Consider the following 15,644-nt stretch of genomic DNA (forward strand, 5'->3'; position numbering starts at 1 on the left):
ACTCGTGCTCCGCCCCCCTGATCCCCCCGCATGTCCAAGCGAACCCGCGTCGGCGTCCTCACCCACGGCTCTCTGGCGCAGGGCGTCGAGATGAAGCTGACGCCGTCGCGCTCGGTCGAGACGGTCCGCGCCGGGACCTTCGTCGTCGTAGAAGGCGAGACGGTGGACTTCTTCTCACTCATCACGGACCTGCGGATCGACGCCGCGAACGAGGGCATCCTGCTCCACCCGCCGGGCGAAGACGAGGAGTTGCTGCGGCAGGTCCTGCAAGGCTCGGGGACCTACGCGACCGTGTCCCTGCGGCCACAGTTGATGGTGACCCAGGGCATCGGCGACGCTGCGCCCTCTCCCGTCAAGACGATCCCGGCCCACTTCTCGGCCGTCGGCGAGGCTACCGACGACGACGTGGCGCGCGTGTTCGGGAGCGAGGCCGCCGAGGGCGGTGACCGCTTCTTCTTCGTCGGCACGCCGCTGGGGATGGACTCGCCGGTGTGCCTCGACCTCGCGCGGTTCGTGGAGCGCTCCAATGCGGTGTTCGGCAAGACGGGCACCGGCAAGAGTTTTTTGACTCGGCTCCTGTTGGCGGGAACGATCTCGACGAATCGCGCCGTCTCGCTCGTGTTCGACATGCACGGCGAGTACGGGTACGCCGTCCGCCAGGAGGCCGCCGACGGCGAGGGCTCGTTCGTGCCCGGCCTGAAAGATCTCTTCCCGACCCGCGTCCAGCTGTTCACGCTCGACCCGGAGTCCGCGAGACGCCGCAACCAGTCGGCCGACGTGGAACTGCACGTCTACGCCGACCAGATCGAGCCCGAGGACGTGCTGCCGCTGCGGGAGACGCTCAACCTGAACGCGACCGCGACCGAGAGCACGTACAGCCTCAAGAAGCAGTACGGCAAGAACTGGCTGACGCGTCTGCTCCAGGCTCAACCCTCCGAACTGGAGGAGATGGCCGAGGTCACCGGGGCGCACTCAGGCTCGCTGTCCGCTCTGCGCCGCAAGCTCGACCGGCTGGACGGCTACGCGTTCTTCCACACCGAGGCGTCGGCAGGCAAGCGGGACGCCGTCGAGGAGCTGTTCGAATCGCTCGACCAGGGCAAGTCGGTCGTCCTCCAGTTCGGCCGGTACCGGTCGCTGCTCGTCTACCTGCTCGTCGCCAACGTGATCACGCGGAGGCTGCGGGAGCGCTATGAGAAGAAGATGGAGCGCTATGAGGCGTCCAAGGATGAGGCCGACAAGCCCCGCCAGTTGCTGGTGACCATCGAGGAGGCACACAATTTCCTCGGCCCCGAGACGGCCCGTGAGACGCCGTTCGGCAAGATCGCCCGCGAGATGCGGAAGTTCTTCGTGTCGCTCCTCATCGTGGACCAGCGGCCGAGCGGGATCGACGAAGAGGTGCTGAGCCAGATCGGTACCAAGCTGGTCGCCCAGCTCAACGACGAGAAGGACATCGCCGCCGCGCTGGTCGGCACGCCCGGCGCGACGGGCCTCCGCCAGATCCTCGCGTCGCTCGACTCCAAGCAGCAGGCCCTTCTCCTCGGCCACGCCGTCCCGATGCCGATCACGATCCGCACGCGGGACTACGCGCAGGACCTGTTCGACGACGTCAAGGCCCGCCTCGGTGGCCCCGTCGGCGCGACGCCGGAGGCGCTGCAGGCGGAGATGGGGTCGTTGTTCTAACCGGACGCGTGCGTCGCGGTCCGCCCACGAGGCCCCGCTGGAGCACGCGGCACGGCACACGCACCCGATTGAACGCGGCGAGGGCTACGAGGAAGCAGTGTCCGCGGCGTCCAGCGTAATCCGGAAGGTCGTCCCCTCCCCTGGCGCCGTCGCCTCCACCACGATCTGGCCGCCGTGGTAGACCTCGATGATGCGGCGGGCGAGGCTGAGGCCCAGCCCCCAGCCGCGGCGCTTCGTGGAGAAGCCCGGCCGGAAGACGTGGCGCGCGGTCGCCCGGTCCATGCCCTTGCCCGTGTCGCGCACGAAGACGAGCACGTCGCCCCCCATCTCCGTCCCGGTGATCGCGATCTCGTGCGGCCCCGGCATCCCCTCCATCGCGTCGAGGGCGTTCTTGAGCAGGTTCTCGATGACCCACTCGTACAGGTCCACGTTGAGCCGCGCCGTCAGCCAGTCGGGTACGTCCACGGTGATGGCGACGGGCGGGCCGCTGGTGGGCACGCGGCGGCGGATGTAGTCGGCCACGGCGTCGAGGACGGGGCGGACGGGCGTAGGTGTGAGTGCCGGCATGGAGCCGATCTTCTCGAAGCGGTCGGCCACGCGGCGGAGGCGGTCCACGTCCTGCTCCAACTCGTCGGCCACCATCTCTGGGTCCACGGCGTCGCCGAGGCGGAGCAGCTCGACCCAACCGATCATGGACGAGAGCGGCGTGCCGAGCTGGTGCGCGGCCTCCTTCGCCATCCCGACCCACAGGTTCGACTGCTCGCTCCGCCGGACGTACGAGAAGCCCAGGTAGCCGACCAGCACGAACAGCGCGACGACGGCCAGCTGGACGTACGGAAACAGGCGGATCATCCGCGCCAGCGGGCTCTCGCCGTAGTGGACGAGCTGTCCGAACCCCTGGATCTGGATCGGGACGTGGACCGCGTCCATCTCGGCCGCGAGCGCCAGCAGGTCCTCGTCCTCCCCGACGTTGCGCGACAGCATGGCCGTCGTCATGGCCGTGTCCGTGATGACGGCCGGGATGCTGAACCGGTTGGGTTCGATGATCTGGGAGAACACGAAGTCCAGCCCGTCGGACGGCGGCCCGTCGCGCAGGCTGTCGATGGCGGCCAACAGCGCCGCCCGGCGCTCCGGCTCCAGCGCCGAGGCGCCGGTCGCCCGGGCGAGGTCGTCCCACACCTCCGGATCCGGCCCGACTGACTGCGCCGAGACGCGGTACTGAAACTCGATGGCCCGCGCCCAGAGCTCGACGGCCAGTTCGTCCTGCGACTCCAGGCGATCTGCCAGCCGTTGCGTGAACACGAGCGAGCCGAGGCCGATGGCGACGGCCGCGAGGATCAGCCCCAGCTTGATCTTGGTGCTGGTGGTGTAGGCGGTCAACGAGGGCGGGGTTGGCTTCGCCGGCCTTCGGCTCAGCGTTCAGGGTTCAGAGCCGGAGGGTCGGGGATGCCACACACTCCGAACGCCGAGCCCTGCCCCCTGAACTTAGCTCGCGACGAGCGTCTCCTCGCGCTTCGGCCCGGTCCCGATGACCGTGATGGGCACCTTCAGGCGGTCGCTGACGAACTGGAGGTAGTCGCGGGCCGCGTCCGGGAGATCGGCGATGTCGCGCGCCTCGGACAGGTCACCGGAGAAGCCGGGGAGCGTCTCGTAGACCGGGCGGGCGCGGTCGAGCGTCCGGAGGTCGGTCGGGAAGCGCTCGGTCGTCTTGCCGTCGATCTCGTAGGCCGTGCAAACCTTCAGTTCCGGCAGGCCGGACATCACGTCCAGCTTGGTCACGGCAAGCTCGGTGAAGCCATTCAGGCGCGACGTGTAGTTGAGCGCGACCAGGTCGAGCCAGCCGCACCGGCGTGGCCGGCCGGTCGTCGCGCCGAACTCGTGGCCCTCGGCGCGGAGCCGCTCGCCCGTCTCGTCCTCCAGCTCCGTCGGGAAAGGTCCATTGCCGACGCGCGTCGAGTAGGCCTTCACGATGCCGATGATGCGGTCGATGGCCGTCGGCGGGATGCCGAGCCCGGTGCACGCGCCGCCCGAGGTGGGGTGGCTGGAGGTCACGTAGGGGTACGTGCCGTGGTCCACGTCCAGCAGCGCGCCCTGCGCGCCCTCGGCGAGGATCGACTTGCCCTCGGCCAGCGCGTCGTTCAGGAAGGCCGACGTGTCGGTCACGTACGGGTCGATCTGCTGGTCGAACTCGACGTACTCGTCCACGATGGCGTCCACGTCGAGGCGCTCGGAGCCGTAGATGGCCGACAGGATGTCGTTCTTCTCCTCGATGGCCGCGGTCAGCTTCTTGCGGAGGCCGTCGCGGTCGAGCAGGTCCACGACCCGGATGCCGGACCGCGCGAACTTGTCGACGTACGCCGGGCCGATCCCGCGCCCGGTGGTGCCGATGGCCTCGGCGTCGCGCCAGCGCTCCTTGGCCTCATCGAGCGCCTTGTGGTAGGGCATGATGAGGTGGGCGTTGTGGCTGATCTTGAGCCGCCCGGCGACCGGATACCCGAGCGCCTCGATCTGACGGATCTCGTCCATCAGCGCCTTCGGGTCGATCACGACCCCGTTGCCGATCACGCAGGCCGTGCCCTCATGAAAGATGCCCGACGGGATCAGGTGGAGCACGAACGTCTCATCGCCCCACTTGATGGTGTGGCCGGCGTTCGCGCCGCCCTGGTAGCGGGCGACGATGTCCATGGACGGCGCGAGGAGGTCGACGACCTTCCCCTTGCCTTCGTCGCCCCACTGGGCGCCGATGACGACGGAAACTGGCATTGCGGAGGGAGAGAGTGATGCGGGATGCGAGATGGGGGGACGGGCCCGTGCCTCATCCCTCCGTCCCGCTATCCCTCGAACGATGCGACGGCCTCGTCGGCGGAGGCGAACGACTGGAAGACGCCGTCGAGTTGGGTCACCTCGAGGATGGCGCGGACGCGGTCGCCCACGGCCGCCAGCCGGAGGTCGCCCCCCGTGTTGCGCGCCGTCGTGAGCGCGCCGACGAGCATGCCGAGGCCGGACGAGTTCATGAACCGGACGCCTTCGAGATCGACGACCACCTGGAGCGGGGCGTCGCCGCGGACGGCGGCGAGTGCGTCATGGAGGGCCGACCCGTCCGGCCCGCCGAGCACATCGCCATCGAGGGAGAGCACGACGACACCGTCGTGGGTGGAGCTACGGATCTGCATGAAACCAGGGAAGGGCGGGGCCCCCAAGCTACGGGCGCCCCGCCCCTCCGGACGGTGAACGTCGTGTTCCGACTATGCGCTCGCCGCCACCATGCGGCGGGCCGGGGTGTACTTCTCACGCAGCGCCACCACGATGGGGCTCGCCACGAAGATGGACGAGTACGTGCCGACGCCGATGCCGACGAGCAGCGCCAGCGAGAAGCCCTTCAGCACCTCGCCGCCGATCAGGAACAGGATCAGGACTGCGATGAGCGTCGTGCCCGAGGTCAGGATCGTGCGCGACAGGGTCGTGTTGATGGCCCGGTTGGCGACCTGCTGGTACGGCTCCGTCTTGAAGAGCAGCGCGTACTCGCGGATGCGGTCGAACACCACCACGGTGTCGTTGATCGAGTAGCCGACGATCGTCAGCAGCGCCGCGATGATGGCTTGGTCGATCTGGAGCGAGAACGGGGTGATGTTGTGGAGCAGCGCGAACAGCCCCAGCACAATTACCACGTCGTGCGCCAGGCAGAGCACGGCGCCGAGCGCGTACCGCCAGTCGAAGCGGACGAAGATGTACAGCAGGATCACGAACAGCGCTCCGAACACGAGGATGATGGCCTTCTCCTTCAGGTCGGACGCGATGCTCGGGGTCACGAGCGACTTGCCCGCCAACTCGGGGTTGGAGCCCGCGAAGGCCTCCCCGATGGTCGAGAGGACGGTCGCCTCCAGCGCGTCGGGGTCGCCCTCGGCAGCCGTGCGGACGAGCATCGTCTGGTCGTCGCCGAACTCCTTGGCCTGGAAGACCTCCCCGGTGGCCGTCCCGAGGACGGACGCGACCTCAGAGGTCGGCACCGGCACGTCGGTGGAGATGATGAACTCGGTGCCGCCCTTGAAGTCGATGCCCGCCTCCAGACCCGGGTAGATCAGGGAGATGATGGACACGAGCAGCAGGATGCCCGAGATGATGTAGCTCTTCCTGAAGCTGCTCAGGAAGTCGAAGCGAGTGTTTTCAAAAATGCGCATTGCAGTAGTAGGTACAGGGTACGAGGTACGAGGTACGGGGCGGGCACGAGGCGGGGCGTCACCCCACGCTCGCGCCCGGTACCCTGAGTCAGCCGAAGGCGACGTTCATGCCGCGCTCCGTGACGAGGTAGTCGATGAGCAGGCGCGTCACGACGAGCGCCGTGAACAGCGACGTCAGGATGCCCGCCATGAGGGTGACGGCGAAGCCCTGGATCGGCCCGACGCCGAACGAGAACAGGATCACGCCGATCAGGAACGTGGTCACGTTGGCGTCGGCAATGGCCGAGAGGGCCTTCGCGAAGCCGCCTTCGACAGCGGCCTTCATCGTCTTGCCGGACGCCATCTCTTCACGGATGCGCTCGAAGATGAGCACGTTGGCGTCGACCGCCATGCCGATCGTGAGCAGGATGCCTGCCATGCCCGGCAGCGTCAGCGTCGCGCCGAAGGACGCCAGGACGCCGAAAATGAACAGCACGTTCAGCAGCAGCGCCACGTTGGCGATGAGCCCTGCGCTCCGGTAGTAGATCACCATGAAGATGCAGACCAGCACGAAGCCGACGAGCAGCGCGCGCGTGCCCGCCTTGATGGAGGCGGCACCGAGGCTCGGCCCGACTGTCTGCTCCTCGACGATGGTCACCGGCGCCGGGAGCGCGCCCGACTTCAGCACCGTCACGATGTCGTTGACCTCCTGGAGCGAGAACTGGCCCGAGATCTGCGTCCGCCCGTTCGGGATCCGCTCGTTGATGGTCGGGAAGGTGTAGACGAGGTCGTCGAGCACGATCACGACCGGCTTGCCGCGGTTGGCGCCCGTGATCTGGCTCCACCGGCTGCCGCCGGCGCCGTCCATCGTCAGCGACACCATGGGCGCGTTGGTGTAGGGATCGAAGTCCGGCCCGGCGTCGGTGATCACCTCGCCGTCCAGCTCGACGCGCTCGTTGACCGCGACGACGTAGTAGACGCCCTCGCCGTTCACGTCCACGCCCGCGTCGGGCCCGGCGGTGAACAGGAAGCGGACGCCCGGCGGGATCAGGCGCGCAGCGCCCGGGTCGGCGAGCAGGCGCGCGACCTCGGCGGTGTCGCTCTCGACCACCTGCCCGACGATGGGCGAGTTGGAGGACGGGTCGACCTGCACCAGCTGGAGCTTGCCCACCAGCGGGTTCGTCTCGGCGGCATCGGCGGCGTCGGCTCCGGCGGTGATGTCGCTGAGGTCGACTGCTGCGGCCGTGTCAGCGTCGGCGACGGCCGTCGAATCGCTGTCTGCGGTCGCGGTCGTGTCCGTCCCGGCCTCCTCGGCCTCGTTCTGGTAGTAGGCGAAGATCTGGGCGGCGGCCTGCTGGATCTCGGCCGTCGGCGGCGTGAGGTGGAAGGTCAGCTTGGCGGTGCCCTTGAGCAGGTCACGGACGCGCGTCTCGTCGTCCACGCCCGGCAGCTCCACCACGATGCGGGAGGAGCCCTGGCGCTGGATCAGCGGTTCGGTGACGCCGAAGCGGTCGATGCGCTGGCGGATGATCTCCTCGGCGCGGACGAGCGCCTCCTCGACCTCCGTCCGGAGGTAGGCCTCGACGTCGTCGTTCTCGGAGCGCGCCGTGATCTCAGCGGCCGTGTTGCGGAAGTAGCGCGCCAGGCGCGTGCCCGGCCGCTCGGCCTCGACGGCGTTGGAGAAGAGCGTCACGAAGTCCTCGTTCGAAGTCTCCGCCTGCTCGGTGGCGACCGCGAGCGCGGCGTCGAACGTGTCGTCGGCGCGGGTCCCGGCGAGCTCGCGGAGGAGCGCGCCCGTGCCCACTTCGAGCGTCACGTGCATGCCGCCCTGGAGGTCGAGGCCGAGCTTGAGGGCCTCCTCGCTGGTCGCCTGGATGTCGTCGCCGTGCTCTTCGAGGTACGCGGCGCGCTGGGCCTCATCCATGGCCGCGAGGTCGCGGTTGTTGAGGGAGTTCTGGAGGGTCGGGAAGAGCTGCCACACCGAGATGATGAGCAGCGCCGCGACCGAGATCAGTTTGAATCCGTAGCCTTGCATAGGTAGCGGACGTCCATACGGACGCCGGTTGGGGTCTGGGGGTGCGCCGGTCCCCTCGGACGGGCGCAGAAGAAACGATGGGGTCGGAGGGGCCCGAAGGCCGCACCCCTAGGGCGCCCGTGGACGCGTCGAGGGCGCCTGGACGCGGAGCGTCGGCGTCTCCCCGCCAGCCGGGAACTGGACCTCGGCGGACTGCGAAACGGGCGATGCGGAGATCCCCGGTGTCGTGGTCGCAGCGGTCGTCGGCGGGACCTGGACCTTGACCGTCGCCAGCGCTTCGTCGTGCGCGGGCGGCAGGATGCCGGACAACGACGCGCGGCCGAGCAGATGCGCGAGCACCTCGGCGGAGACCCCGTCGACGGCGGCGGCGTAGGTCTCGGCGAACACCGAGATCGGGTCCGCGCCGGGCTCGGCCGCCCGAGCCGCAGCGAGGGCCGACTCGAATGCCTCGGCGTCGTCCAGCATCGCCGACAGCGACGGCGGACCGCCGTGAGCACCGGCCGCGGGCACCAGCGACAGACCGAGCGCGGCGACGAGCGTCGCGGCGACCAGCCGGCGGAGGGTGTCGAGGCGGAGGAGGTGCACGGGTGCGAGAACGACAGCCGGTAAGCTAACCCCGAGATCGCGGAGATCGGGGTCTCCCCTACCGGGTCTTCGTCAGACCTGCACCGGGCGAGCTACGGCGTCACCTCCACGCCCCGCCAGAACGCGACGTGGTCCCGGATCTCGGCCGCCGCCTCCTTGGGCTCGCGGTAGATCCACGCCGCGTTCGGGTTCTCCTCGTCCCCGACGACCACGTCGAAGTACCCCGCCGTGCCCTTCCACGGGCAAACCGTCGTGTGGTCGCTCGGGCGCAGGTGGTCGCGGTTCAAGGACGCGGGCGGGAAGTAGTGGTTGCCTTCGACGACGACGGTGGCGTCGCTCTCGGCGATCACGGCACCGTTCCAGGTGGCTTTCATGAGACTGGGAACTGGGAACTGGGAACTGGGAACTGGGAACTGGGAACTGGGAACTGGGAACTGGGAACTGAAGCTGCTCACCTCGTCGCCGAGGTGGGGGGCCTCCGCGGATCAGTGCTGGTTTTCGGCGTCACCCGCGCTCGGCGCGGACCCCGGCCGATACGTCACGCGGCGTGGGGACGACGCAGAGCCGCCCCTCCCGGAACGGGTCCACGACCACGGGGACCCACTGGTACTGGCTGAGGTCGGCTCGCTCACGGCCGAAGCGCTCGGCCACGGCCGTCTTGAGCGCCTCGTAGGCCTCAGGCCCGACCAGGATGGCGTGCGCCTCCCCGCCCGCCTCGGCGAGGTCGCGAACGTGTTGGTCGAGCGTGGCGAGGAGAGCGTCGGGGGCGGGCGTCAGGTCGAGGACAGTCATGGCGACGAGGGTCTGAAGGCGGGTCTACCTTTGAGCCTGCCCCCGCGATCCATGACCCACTCGACCGGCGCCCTCGTCACCCCCGACGACGTGACCCTGTTCACGAGGACGTGGACTCCCGACCTGCCGACGCGGGCCGTGCTCGCGCTCGTCCACGGCGTCCACGAGCACAGCGGACGCTACGCCTACATGGCGAGCGCGCTGATGCGACGCGGCATCGCGGTCCACGCCTTCGACCTCCGCGGGCACGGGCACTCCGACGGTCCGCGCGGGCAGGTGGAGGGGTTCGACGAGTACGTGGATGACCTGAGCACCTTTCTTCTTCAGGTGCGCGCCGCAGCGGGCGACCTGCCGGTGTTCCTCATGGGCCACTCGATGGGCGGCCTCGTGGTGTCGTCCACCGTCTCCCACCGAGGAACCGACGGGCTGGCGGGCATCGTCCTGTCCTCCCCGGCCCTCGCCATCCCCGACCAGCCGAAGGTGCTCACCGCCCTCGCGCCGGTCGTCGCACGGTGGTTGCCCAACATCCCCGTCACCAGGCTGGACCTGTCGCGGCTCTCCAGGGACCCGACCGTCGCCCGGTCCTACGAGGAGGATCCGCTGACGATCACCCAGGGGGTCCGTGCCCGCCTCGGGTACGCCATCATCCGCGCCATCGACGAGGTCCGCGAGCGGCCGGAGGCTTTCGACGTGCCCCTGTACCTCTTCCACGGCGACGCCGATGAGGTGACGGACCTTGAGGGGACGACGTGGCTCGCCGAGCATGCGGCCTCGGACGACATCACGCTCCGCATCTGGGAGGGTTTCTACCACGAGACGCTCAACGAGCCCGAGCGCGACGAGGTCATCGGCGCCCTGGCCGACTGGCTCGACACGCACATCCAGGCGAGCTGATCAGTCCTCGACGCCGGGGAACGACTCCACGAACTGGACCTCGACGTCAGCGAAGGACTCCACGAACTCGACCGTGTAGTCGGGGAAGGACTCCACGTACTGCCATTCCCCCGGGTCGTCCGCGAACGAGTCGACCACCTGCACGCGGAGGTCGGGGAAGCTGGTGACCACCTTGACGGTGCAGTCGGCGAACGACTCGACGACCTGGATCTTCCCGTAGAGGCGAGCCGCGCCGGGGCACTCGTCCGCGGGCGGGGCCAGGAGGGCGAGCAGCGGCAGGATCCAGAAGTTCAGCATGACGGCCTCGGCGAGGGGTGCCCACGGGAGGATTCGAACCTCCGACCTGCGGTTTAGGAAACCGACGCTCTATCCCCTGAGCTACGTGGGCAGGAGGGCCAGAAAAGATAGTCCGATCGGCTCACGGTGGACGTGGAGAGCGCCGGTAGCTTCGGCCAACGCCCCCGACGCTCATGGCTCTCACTGCTCAGCGAGGCGACCGCAAGGCCATCTGGGCCTGGTCTCTGTACGACTTCGCCAACTCGTCCTTCACCACGCTCGTCGTCACGTTCATCTACGGGACGTACTTCACGGGCTACATGGTGCTCGGGCCCGACGCGTCCGGGGCCCTGGTGCCGGACGCCGAGGCGGGCACGGTGCTCTGGTCGCGCGCGGTCACCATCACGGCCATCGTGGTCGCCCTCCTCTCTCCCATCCTCGGCGCGTTCGCCGACCGTGGGGGGGCGCGCAAGCGGTTCCTGCTCGCGATGACGGTGATCTGCGTCGTCGGGACGGTCGCGCTCTACACCTCAGAGCCGGGGCAGGCACTGCAGGCGCTGGTCTGGTTCGTAATCGCCAACGTGGCCTTCGAGACGGCGCAGGTGTTCTACAACGCCTACCTGCCGGACGTCGCCCGGCCGGAGCAGATCGGTCGGATCTCCGGGTATGGCTGGGCGCTCGGCTACGTGGGTGGGTTGCTCTGCCTCGCGATCGCCCTGGTCGTGTTCGTCAACCCGGAGGTGGCGCCGTTCGGGCTCGACAAGGCGACCGGCGAGCACGTCCGGGCCACCAACCTGCTCGTGGCCGGGTGGTTTGCGCTGTTCTCCATCCCGACGTTTCTGGTGCTCCGGGAGGTCCAGGTCGAGAACCGGCCTGCGTTCGGGACGCTCGTCCGCGAGAGCTTCGGAGAGCTCGCCGAGACGGCGCGCGAACTCCGGCGCTTCCGCCAGATCGTGCGGCTGTTGATCGCCCGCATCTTCTACAACGATGGGCTGGTCACGCTGATCGCGTTCGGCGGCATCTACGCGCAGGGGACGCTCGGCTTCTCCATTTCGGAGGTCCTGCTGTTCGGCATCGTGCTCAACGTGGCGGCCATGATCGGTGCCCTCGGCTTCGGCTTCCTGGACGACCGGATCGGCGGGCGCCCGGTCCTCTTCATCTCGCTGGCGCTGCTGACCGTCGCCGCAATCCTGGCTGTCTCGACCACCAACACGACGGTGTTCTGGGTCTCCGGCATCCTGGTCGGTCTGGCCATCGGGCCGAACCAGTCGGCCAGCCGGTCGCTGCTGGGACGCTTCGTACCGGACGACAAGGAGACGGAGTTCTACGGCTTCTTCGCCTTCTCGGGCAAGGCGACGGCGTTCATCGGCCCCTTCCTCCTCGGCGTGCTCACGGCGGCTTTCGATTCCCAGCGGGTCGGCATTTCCATCGTGGTCGTCCTGTTCGCCATCGGCGCGGCGCTGCTGACGCGCGTCGACGAGGCGGAGGGCATCCGGCTCTCGGGCCGGCCCGCGGCGTGAGGCGGGGGGGCGATCTTGCGAGACGCCTCCCCTGCCGCCATGACCGTCGCCGATGTCCTCGCCACGCTCCACGCCTGGGCGCCGCCCGGCCAGAAAGCCGACTTCGACCGGGTCGGTCTGCAGGTGGGCGACCCGGCCGCCGAGGTCACCCGCGTGCTCGTCGCGCTGGACCTTACGCCCGCTGTCGTGGACGAGGCCTCGGAGGCGGGCGCAGAGCTCATCGTGACGCACCACCCCCTGCTGTTCAAGCCCCTCGACCGGGCGACGACGGACCACCCCATCGGCTCGCTCGTCTGGCGGCTGGCCCGCGCGGGCGTCAGCTTCGCCGCCATCCACACGAACCTGGACGCGGCGCACGGCGGCGTGTCGTTCGCGCTGGCGGAGCAGCTCGGCGTCCGCGACCTCTCGATCCTGGCTCCCCTCGACGGGGTGATGCGACAGGTGGTCGTGTTTGTCCCCGCCTCTCACGCCGACGGGGTCCGCGAGGCGATGGCGGAAGCGGGCGCAGGGGAGATCGGTGAGTACACCGGCTGCTCGTTCTCTGTGTCGGGTACGGGCCGGTTCCGACCGGGCGCAGCCGCCACGCCCTACCTCGGAACTGTAGGTGAGGGAGCCGAGGTGGAGGAAGTGCGCATCGAGGCCGTCGCGCCGACGTGGGCGGTGGGTGCCGTCCGCCGCGCCGTCGCGGGCGCCCACCCGTACGAAACGCCGGTGGTGGAGGTCTCCTCGCTGGAGGGCCAGGCGACCCGTCAGGGGTACGGCGCCATCGGCCGCCTGGACGCCCCGGAGCCGCTCCCTGCCTTTCTCGCTCGCGTTCGCCACGCGCTGGGGGCCGGTGCGCTGCGGTACGTCGGGAACGATGACCAGACGATCGAGCGGGTGGCCGTCTGCGGCGGCTCCGGGCTGAGCTTCCTGCCACACGCCCTCCAGGCCGGCGCCGACGCCTACGTCACCGCGGACGTGACCTACCACCGCTTCTTCGAGGCGCTGGACACCCAGGGCCAGCCGCGCCTCGCGCTGGTCGATGCGGGCCACTACGAGACCGAGGCGGTCACGGAGCGCCTCATCGCCGACCGCCTCCGCTCCCACCACCCGGACCTGGCCGTGGAAACCACCCACCACCGCACGTCCCCGATGCGGACCTACTCGGGTTCCTGACCTCCGCCCGCCTCGACGACGCAGGCGGGGCGCCGCACAATTCGCCCGGGGCTCAAAACCCGGCGCCCGTACGGGAGGTAGCATACTCGTTCCCCACGCGCACACTCCATGGCGACCGACACGACCACGATCGAGGACCAGCTCCGAGCCCTCGTTCGCCTTCAGATCATCGACACCAAGATCGACCAGCTCACCAAGCTCCGCGGCGACCTCCCCGACGAGATCCGGGACCTCGAGGACGAGCGGGCGGGCCTCCAGACCCGGCTGACCAAGATCGACCAGGACAAGAAGGAGGCGGAGGTCCAGAAGAAGAAGCTCAAGCTCGACATCGCCGAGAGCGAGGGCCTGATCCGCAAGTACGAGGAGCAGCAGCTCCAGGTGCGCAACAACCGCGAGTACGACGCCCTCACGAAGGAGATCGAGGCGCACCGCCAGCGCATCCAGAGCGCCTACGAGGAGATCGAGCGCTACGACAACCTCGACGAGGACTCCCTGGAGACGGTCGACGGCGCCGACGACACGCTCAATGAGCTCGAGGCCCGCATCGCCGAGAAGCGCGTCGAGCTGGACCGCGTGGTCGAGGAGACCAAGACCGAGCAGGACCAGTACGAGGAGCAGCGCGCCAAGGCGGCCGAGGACATCGACGGGCGCTACCTGCGTGCCTACGAGCGCCTCCGGACGCGCGTCCGCGACGGCCGTGCCGTCGTCCCGATCGAGCGGGGTGCCGCCGCGGGCTTCATGGTGCCGCCGCAGCGCCAGGTCGAAGTCCGCCAGCGCGACCGCATCATCGTCTCGGAGCATGACGGCCGCATCATCGTCGACGACGCCCTCTTCGCAGAGGTGGACGGCGAGGGCTAGGCTCGAACGCACAGGATCTCTGAGCGGGCGTCGGTGCGATCACCGGCGCCCGCTCGTTTCTTGTGGGCGCGTCGGCTGGGCCGCCGCCTCGGGAGCGCCTTCGGGCGGGTGCCGGGGAGGAACGTCCGGACACCGCAGGGCACCGTGCTTCCTAACGGGAAGGCGTCTCGCGCGAGCGGGGCGACGGCATGTGCAACAGAGAACAGACCAGCCGATGGCGGGCGCCCGCGTCCGCACAGGTGATGGGTGAAACGGTGGGGTAAGAGCCCACCGGCGCGGCCGGCGACGGTCGCGGCCAGGCAAACCCCACGGGGTGCAAGGCCACACAGTCCCGCGCTCCGCTCCGGCGGGGCCGCTCGCTGCCCGCGAGTGTCGCGGGACGGGTAGGCCGCTCGAGGCCGCCGGTGACGGCGGTCCCAGATAGATGGCGGCACAGGGCGGCGGGTCGACTCCGCCGCCCGGACAGAATCCGGCGTACAGGCCGACGCGCGTCGAGGCGGGGCCTCTCCTTCGGGGGAGGCCCCGCTCTGTTGTAGGTGCCTGGCCAGCCCCCCGGACAAAAGAAGGGCCGCCCGGCAGATGCCGAGCGGCCCCAGGAGGGTCACCGAGGTGGACTTACTCGGCCGGAGGCGCGTCGGAGACGTCGGGGGCCGGGGCGCCCGCGTTCGGGGCGGGGGTCGCGTCCGGCATGGGCGCCTCGATCGGGGCCGGAGCCGTCGAGGGCAGCTCGCCCGCCCGCTCCTGCAGGATGCTCCCGCCGCCGCCGCCCGCGCGCGGGATGAAGAACGTCGTGATGAGGCACATGCCGAGGAAGGTCCAGCCGAGCCACCAGGTCACCTTCTCGAGGAAGTCGGGCGCCTGCCGCGCGCCGAGGATCTGGGTGGTCTGGCCCCCGGCGGCGATGCCCGCCAGGCCGCCGCCCTTCCCGCTCTGGAGAAGGATCGCGATGCCCATCAGCAGGGCGATGATCAGGATCAGGACGATCAGGAAGTAGAACACGGTCGAGGCGCGGAGGGGAACGGGAAAGCTACCGCCCCGCCGGACCGCCGCCACGCCCTCGGCGCTCATGTCCTGTGAAGACGGACCGTGCCCGTGCTACCGACGTGCCATCGCGGCGTTGGCGAGCAGGAGCGCGACGCACGACTTGGCGTCCTCGATCTCCCCGCGCTCGGCCATCGCGACCGCCTCGGCCAGGGGCATCCGGAAGGGCTCGACAAACTCGTCCTCGTCGACGTGGGTGCCGACCTCGTGGAGGTCCTCGGCGAGGAACAGGTGGATGGTCTCGTCGGAATAGCCGATGGCGGGGAACGTCTGCCCGAGGCGGGTCCACCGGCGCGCGCCCACCCCCGCCTCCTCAGCCAGCTCTCGCTTCGCCACGGCGAGGGCGTCTTCCCCCTCCCCGTCGAACTTCCCGGCGGGAACCTCCCAGAACTCGCGCCCAGGCCCAAAGCGGAACTGACGGAGCAGGATCACACGGCCCTGGTCGTCGACGGGCACCACCGCGCTCGCGCCGGGGTGCTTGATCCATTCACGGCCCGAGGTGCCGCCGTCCGGGAGGCGCACCTCGTCGCGGCGCACGTCCAGCAGGACACCATCGTAGACCTGTTCGGAAGAAAGCGAGCGCTCGGTGAGATCCATGAAGGGTGAGGTGTGGGGTCGAAGAAAAGGGGATCCGGCGTCTGGGAACCG

The 15,644-nt window shown here is 69.5% G+C and carries 16 protein-coding genes, 1 tRNA gene and 1 other RNA gene; 6 read left to right on the top strand and 12 right to left on the bottom strand.

Going from position 1 to position 15,644, the window contains the following annotated elements:
* Nucleotides 1–30 precede the first annotated feature (30 nt).
* Nucleotides 31–1,680: an ATP-binding protein gene (locus B1759_RS00560; protein WP_095513084.1), complete on the top strand. Its 1,650-nt coding sequence runs from the start codon at nt 31–33 to the stop codon at nt 1,678–1,680.
* An 84-nt stretch (nt 1,681–1,764) separates the two neighbouring features.
* Here the strand turns inward: B1759_RS00560 and B1759_RS00565 are convergent, their stop codons facing one another.
* From B1759_RS00565 to B1759_RS19540, 8 genes are all read right to left on the bottom strand, one after another.
* On the bottom strand, nt 1,765–3,060 hold the full coding sequence (locus tag B1759_RS00565; protein ID WP_095513085.1) for a HAMP domain-containing sensor histidine kinase: 1,296 nt from the start codon (nt 3,058–3,060) through the stop codon (nt 1,765–1,767).
* A 105-nt stretch (nt 3,061–3,165) separates the two neighbouring features.
* Nucleotides 3,166–4,443: an adenylosuccinate synthase gene (locus tag B1759_RS00570; RefSeq protein ID WP_095513086.1), complete on the bottom strand. Its 1,278-nt coding sequence runs from the start codon at nt 4,441–4,443 to the stop codon at nt 3,166–3,168.
* Between the two features lie 68 nt (nt 4,444–4,511).
* Complete coding sequence (locus tag B1759_RS00575) at nt 4,512–4,853, bottom strand: STAS domain-containing protein (RefSeq protein ID WP_095513087.1); 342 nt, start codon at nt 4,851–4,853, stop codon at nt 4,512–4,514.
* 72 nt (nt 4,854–4,925) lie between these two features.
* Nucleotides 4,926–5,858, bottom strand: coding sequence for a protein translocase subunit SecF (secF, locus tag B1759_RS00580; protein WP_095513088.1), 933 nt, complete (start codon nt 5,856–5,858; stop codon nt 4,926–4,928).
* Between the two features lie 88 nt (nt 5,859–5,946).
* Entirely contained in the window at nt 5,947–7,872 is a 1,926-nt protein-coding gene (gene secD / locus B1759_RS00585; RefSeq protein ID WP_095513089.1) for a protein translocase subunit SecD, read from the bottom strand.
* A 108-nt stretch (nt 7,873–7,980) separates the two neighbouring features.
* On the bottom strand, nt 7,981–8,457 hold the full coding sequence (locus B1759_RS00590; protein ID WP_095513090.1) for a hypothetical protein: 477 nt from the start codon (nt 8,455–8,457) through the stop codon (nt 7,981–7,983).
* Between the two features lie 92 nt (nt 8,458–8,549).
* Nucleotides 8,550–8,831 (bottom strand): DUF427 domain-containing protein, encoded by a 282-nt coding sequence (locus tag B1759_RS00595; RefSeq protein ID WP_095513091.1) that lies wholly within the window; start codon nt 8,829–8,831, stop codon nt 8,550–8,552.
* Nucleotides 8,832–8,961: 130 nt separating this feature from the next.
* On the bottom strand, nt 8,962–9,249 hold the full coding sequence (locus tag B1759_RS19540) for a family 4C encapsulin nanocompartment shell protein (RefSeq protein WP_158225041.1): 288 nt from the start codon (nt 9,247–9,249) through the stop codon (nt 8,962–8,964).
* Nucleotides 9,250–9,300: 51 nt separating this feature from the next.
* On the opposite strand from B1759_RS19540, the gene B1759_RS19545 reads away from it, so the two are divergent.
* Nucleotides 9,301–10,143: an alpha/beta hydrolase gene (locus tag B1759_RS19545; protein WP_158225042.1), complete on the top strand. Its 843-nt coding sequence runs from the start codon at nt 9,301–9,303 to the stop codon at nt 10,141–10,143.
* On the opposite strand, the gene B1759_RS00605 is transcribed toward B1759_RS19545, so the two are convergent.
* Both B1759_RS00605 and B1759_RS00610 read right to left on the bottom strand, forming a co-directional pair.
* Nucleotides 10,144–10,440, bottom strand: a complete 297-nt coding sequence (locus B1759_RS00605; protein ID WP_095513093.1) for a hypothetical protein — start codon at nt 10,438–10,440, stop codon at nt 10,144–10,146. It abuts the gene before it with no gap.
* A gap of 18 nt (nt 10,441–10,458) precedes the next feature.
* Nucleotides 10,459–10,531 (bottom strand) — tRNA-Arg (locus B1759_RS00610).
* An 82-nt stretch (nt 10,532–10,613) separates the two neighbouring features.
* On the opposite strand from B1759_RS00610, the gene B1759_RS00615 reads away from it, so the two are divergent.
* The 4 genes from B1759_RS00615 to rnpB all read left to right on the top strand — a co-directional run bounded on the left by B1759_RS00615 (nt 10,614) and on the right by rnpB (nt 14,448).
* Nucleotides 10,614–11,939 carry an MFS transporter gene (locus B1759_RS00615; RefSeq protein ID WP_095513094.1) on the top strand — a complete coding sequence of 442 codons (1,326 nt, stop codon included), beginning with the start codon at nt 10,614–10,616 and terminating at the stop codon, nt 11,937–11,939.
* 39 nt (nt 11,940–11,978) lie between these two features.
* A complete protein-coding gene (locus B1759_RS00620) occupies nt 11,979–13,097 on the top strand; it encodes a Nif3-like dinuclear metal center hexameric protein (protein ID WP_095513095.1) in 1,119 nt (372 codons plus the stop codon).
* Between the two features lie 108 nt (nt 13,098–13,205).
* Nucleotides 13,206–13,955, top strand: coding sequence for a zinc ribbon domain-containing protein (locus B1759_RS00625; protein WP_095513096.1), 750 nt, complete (start codon nt 13,206–13,208; stop codon nt 13,953–13,955).
* A gap of 67 nt (nt 13,956–14,022) precedes the next feature.
* Nucleotides 14,023–14,448, top strand: an RNA gene (gene rnpB, locus B1759_RS00630) — RNase P RNA component class A.
* Between the two features lie 122 nt (nt 14,449–14,570).
* On the opposite strand, the gene secG is transcribed toward rnpB, so the two are convergent.
* Both secG and B1759_RS00640 read right to left on the bottom strand, forming a co-directional pair.
* Entirely contained in the window at nt 14,571–15,023 is a 453-nt protein-coding gene (gene secG / locus B1759_RS00635) for a preprotein translocase subunit SecG (RefSeq protein WP_198948705.1), read from the bottom strand.
* A gap of 27 nt (nt 15,024–15,050) precedes the next feature.
* On the bottom strand, nt 15,051–15,593 hold the full coding sequence (locus B1759_RS00640; RefSeq protein ID WP_095513097.1) for an NUDIX domain-containing protein: 543 nt from the start codon (nt 15,591–15,593) through the stop codon (nt 15,051–15,053).
* Between the last annotated feature and the right edge of the window lie 51 nt (nt 15,594–15,644).

It is taken from the genome of Rubrivirga sp. SAORIC476, from assembly GCF_002283555.1.
Lineage (GTDB): Bacteria > Bacteroidota > Rhodothermia > Rhodothermales > Rubricoccaceae > Rubrivirga.

What these genes read in the sequence shown, in the direction of transcription:
- B1759_RS00595 (WP_095513091.1), bottom strand. Translation starts at nt 8,831, where the DNA reads ATGAAAGCCACCTGGAACGGTGCCGTGATCGCCGAGAGCGACGCCACC.
- B1759_RS00640 (WP_095513097.1), bottom strand. Translation starts at nt 15,593, where the DNA reads ATGGATCTCACCGAGCGCTCGCTTTCTTCCGAACAGGTCTACGATGGT.
- B1759_RS00575 (WP_095513087.1), bottom strand. Translation starts at nt 4,853, where the DNA reads ATGCAGATCCGTAGCTCCACCCACGACGGTGTCGTCGTGCTCTCCCTC.
- B1759_RS00605 (WP_095513093.1), bottom strand. Translation starts at nt 10,440, where the DNA reads ATGCTGAACTTCTGGATCCTGCCGCTGCTCGCCCTCCTGGCCCCGCCC.
- B1759_RS19540 (WP_158225041.1), bottom strand. Translation starts at nt 9,249, where the DNA reads ATGACTGTCCTCGACCTGACGCCCGCCCCCGACGCTCTCCTCGCCACG.
- secF (WP_095513088.1), bottom strand. Translation starts at nt 5,858, where the DNA reads ATGCGCATTTTTGAAAACACTCGCTTCGACTTCCTGAGCAGCTTCAGG.
- B1759_RS19545 (WP_158225042.1), top strand. Translation starts at nt 9,301, where the DNA reads ATGACCCACTCGACCGGCGCCCTCGTCACCCCCGACGACGTGACCCTG.
- B1759_RS00625 (WP_095513096.1), top strand. Translation starts at nt 13,206, where the DNA reads ATGGCGACCGACACGACCACGATCGAGGACCAGCTCCGAGCCCTCGTT.
- B1759_RS00570 (WP_095513086.1), bottom strand. Translation starts at nt 4,443, where the DNA reads ATGCCAGTTTCCGTCGTCATCGGCGCCCAGTGGGGCGACGAAGGCAAG.
- B1759_RS00615 (WP_095513094.1), top strand. Translation starts at nt 10,614, where the DNA reads ATGGCTCTCACTGCTCAGCGAGGCGACCGCAAGGCCATCTGGGCCTGG.
- B1759_RS00560 (WP_095513084.1), top strand. Translation starts at nt 31, where the DNA reads ATGTCCAAGCGAACCCGCGTCGGCGTCCTCACCCACGGCTCTCTGGCG.
- secD (WP_095513089.1), bottom strand. Translation starts at nt 7,872, where the DNA reads ATGCAAGGCTACGGATTCAAACTGATCTCGGTCGCGGCGCTGCTCATC.
- secG (WP_198948705.1), bottom strand. Translation starts at nt 15,023, where the DNA reads ATGAGCGCCGAGGGCGTGGCGGCGGTCCGGCGGGGCGGTAGCTTTCCC.
- B1759_RS00620 (WP_095513095.1), top strand. Translation starts at nt 11,979, where the DNA reads ATGACCGTCGCCGATGTCCTCGCCACGCTCCACGCCTGGGCGCCGCCC.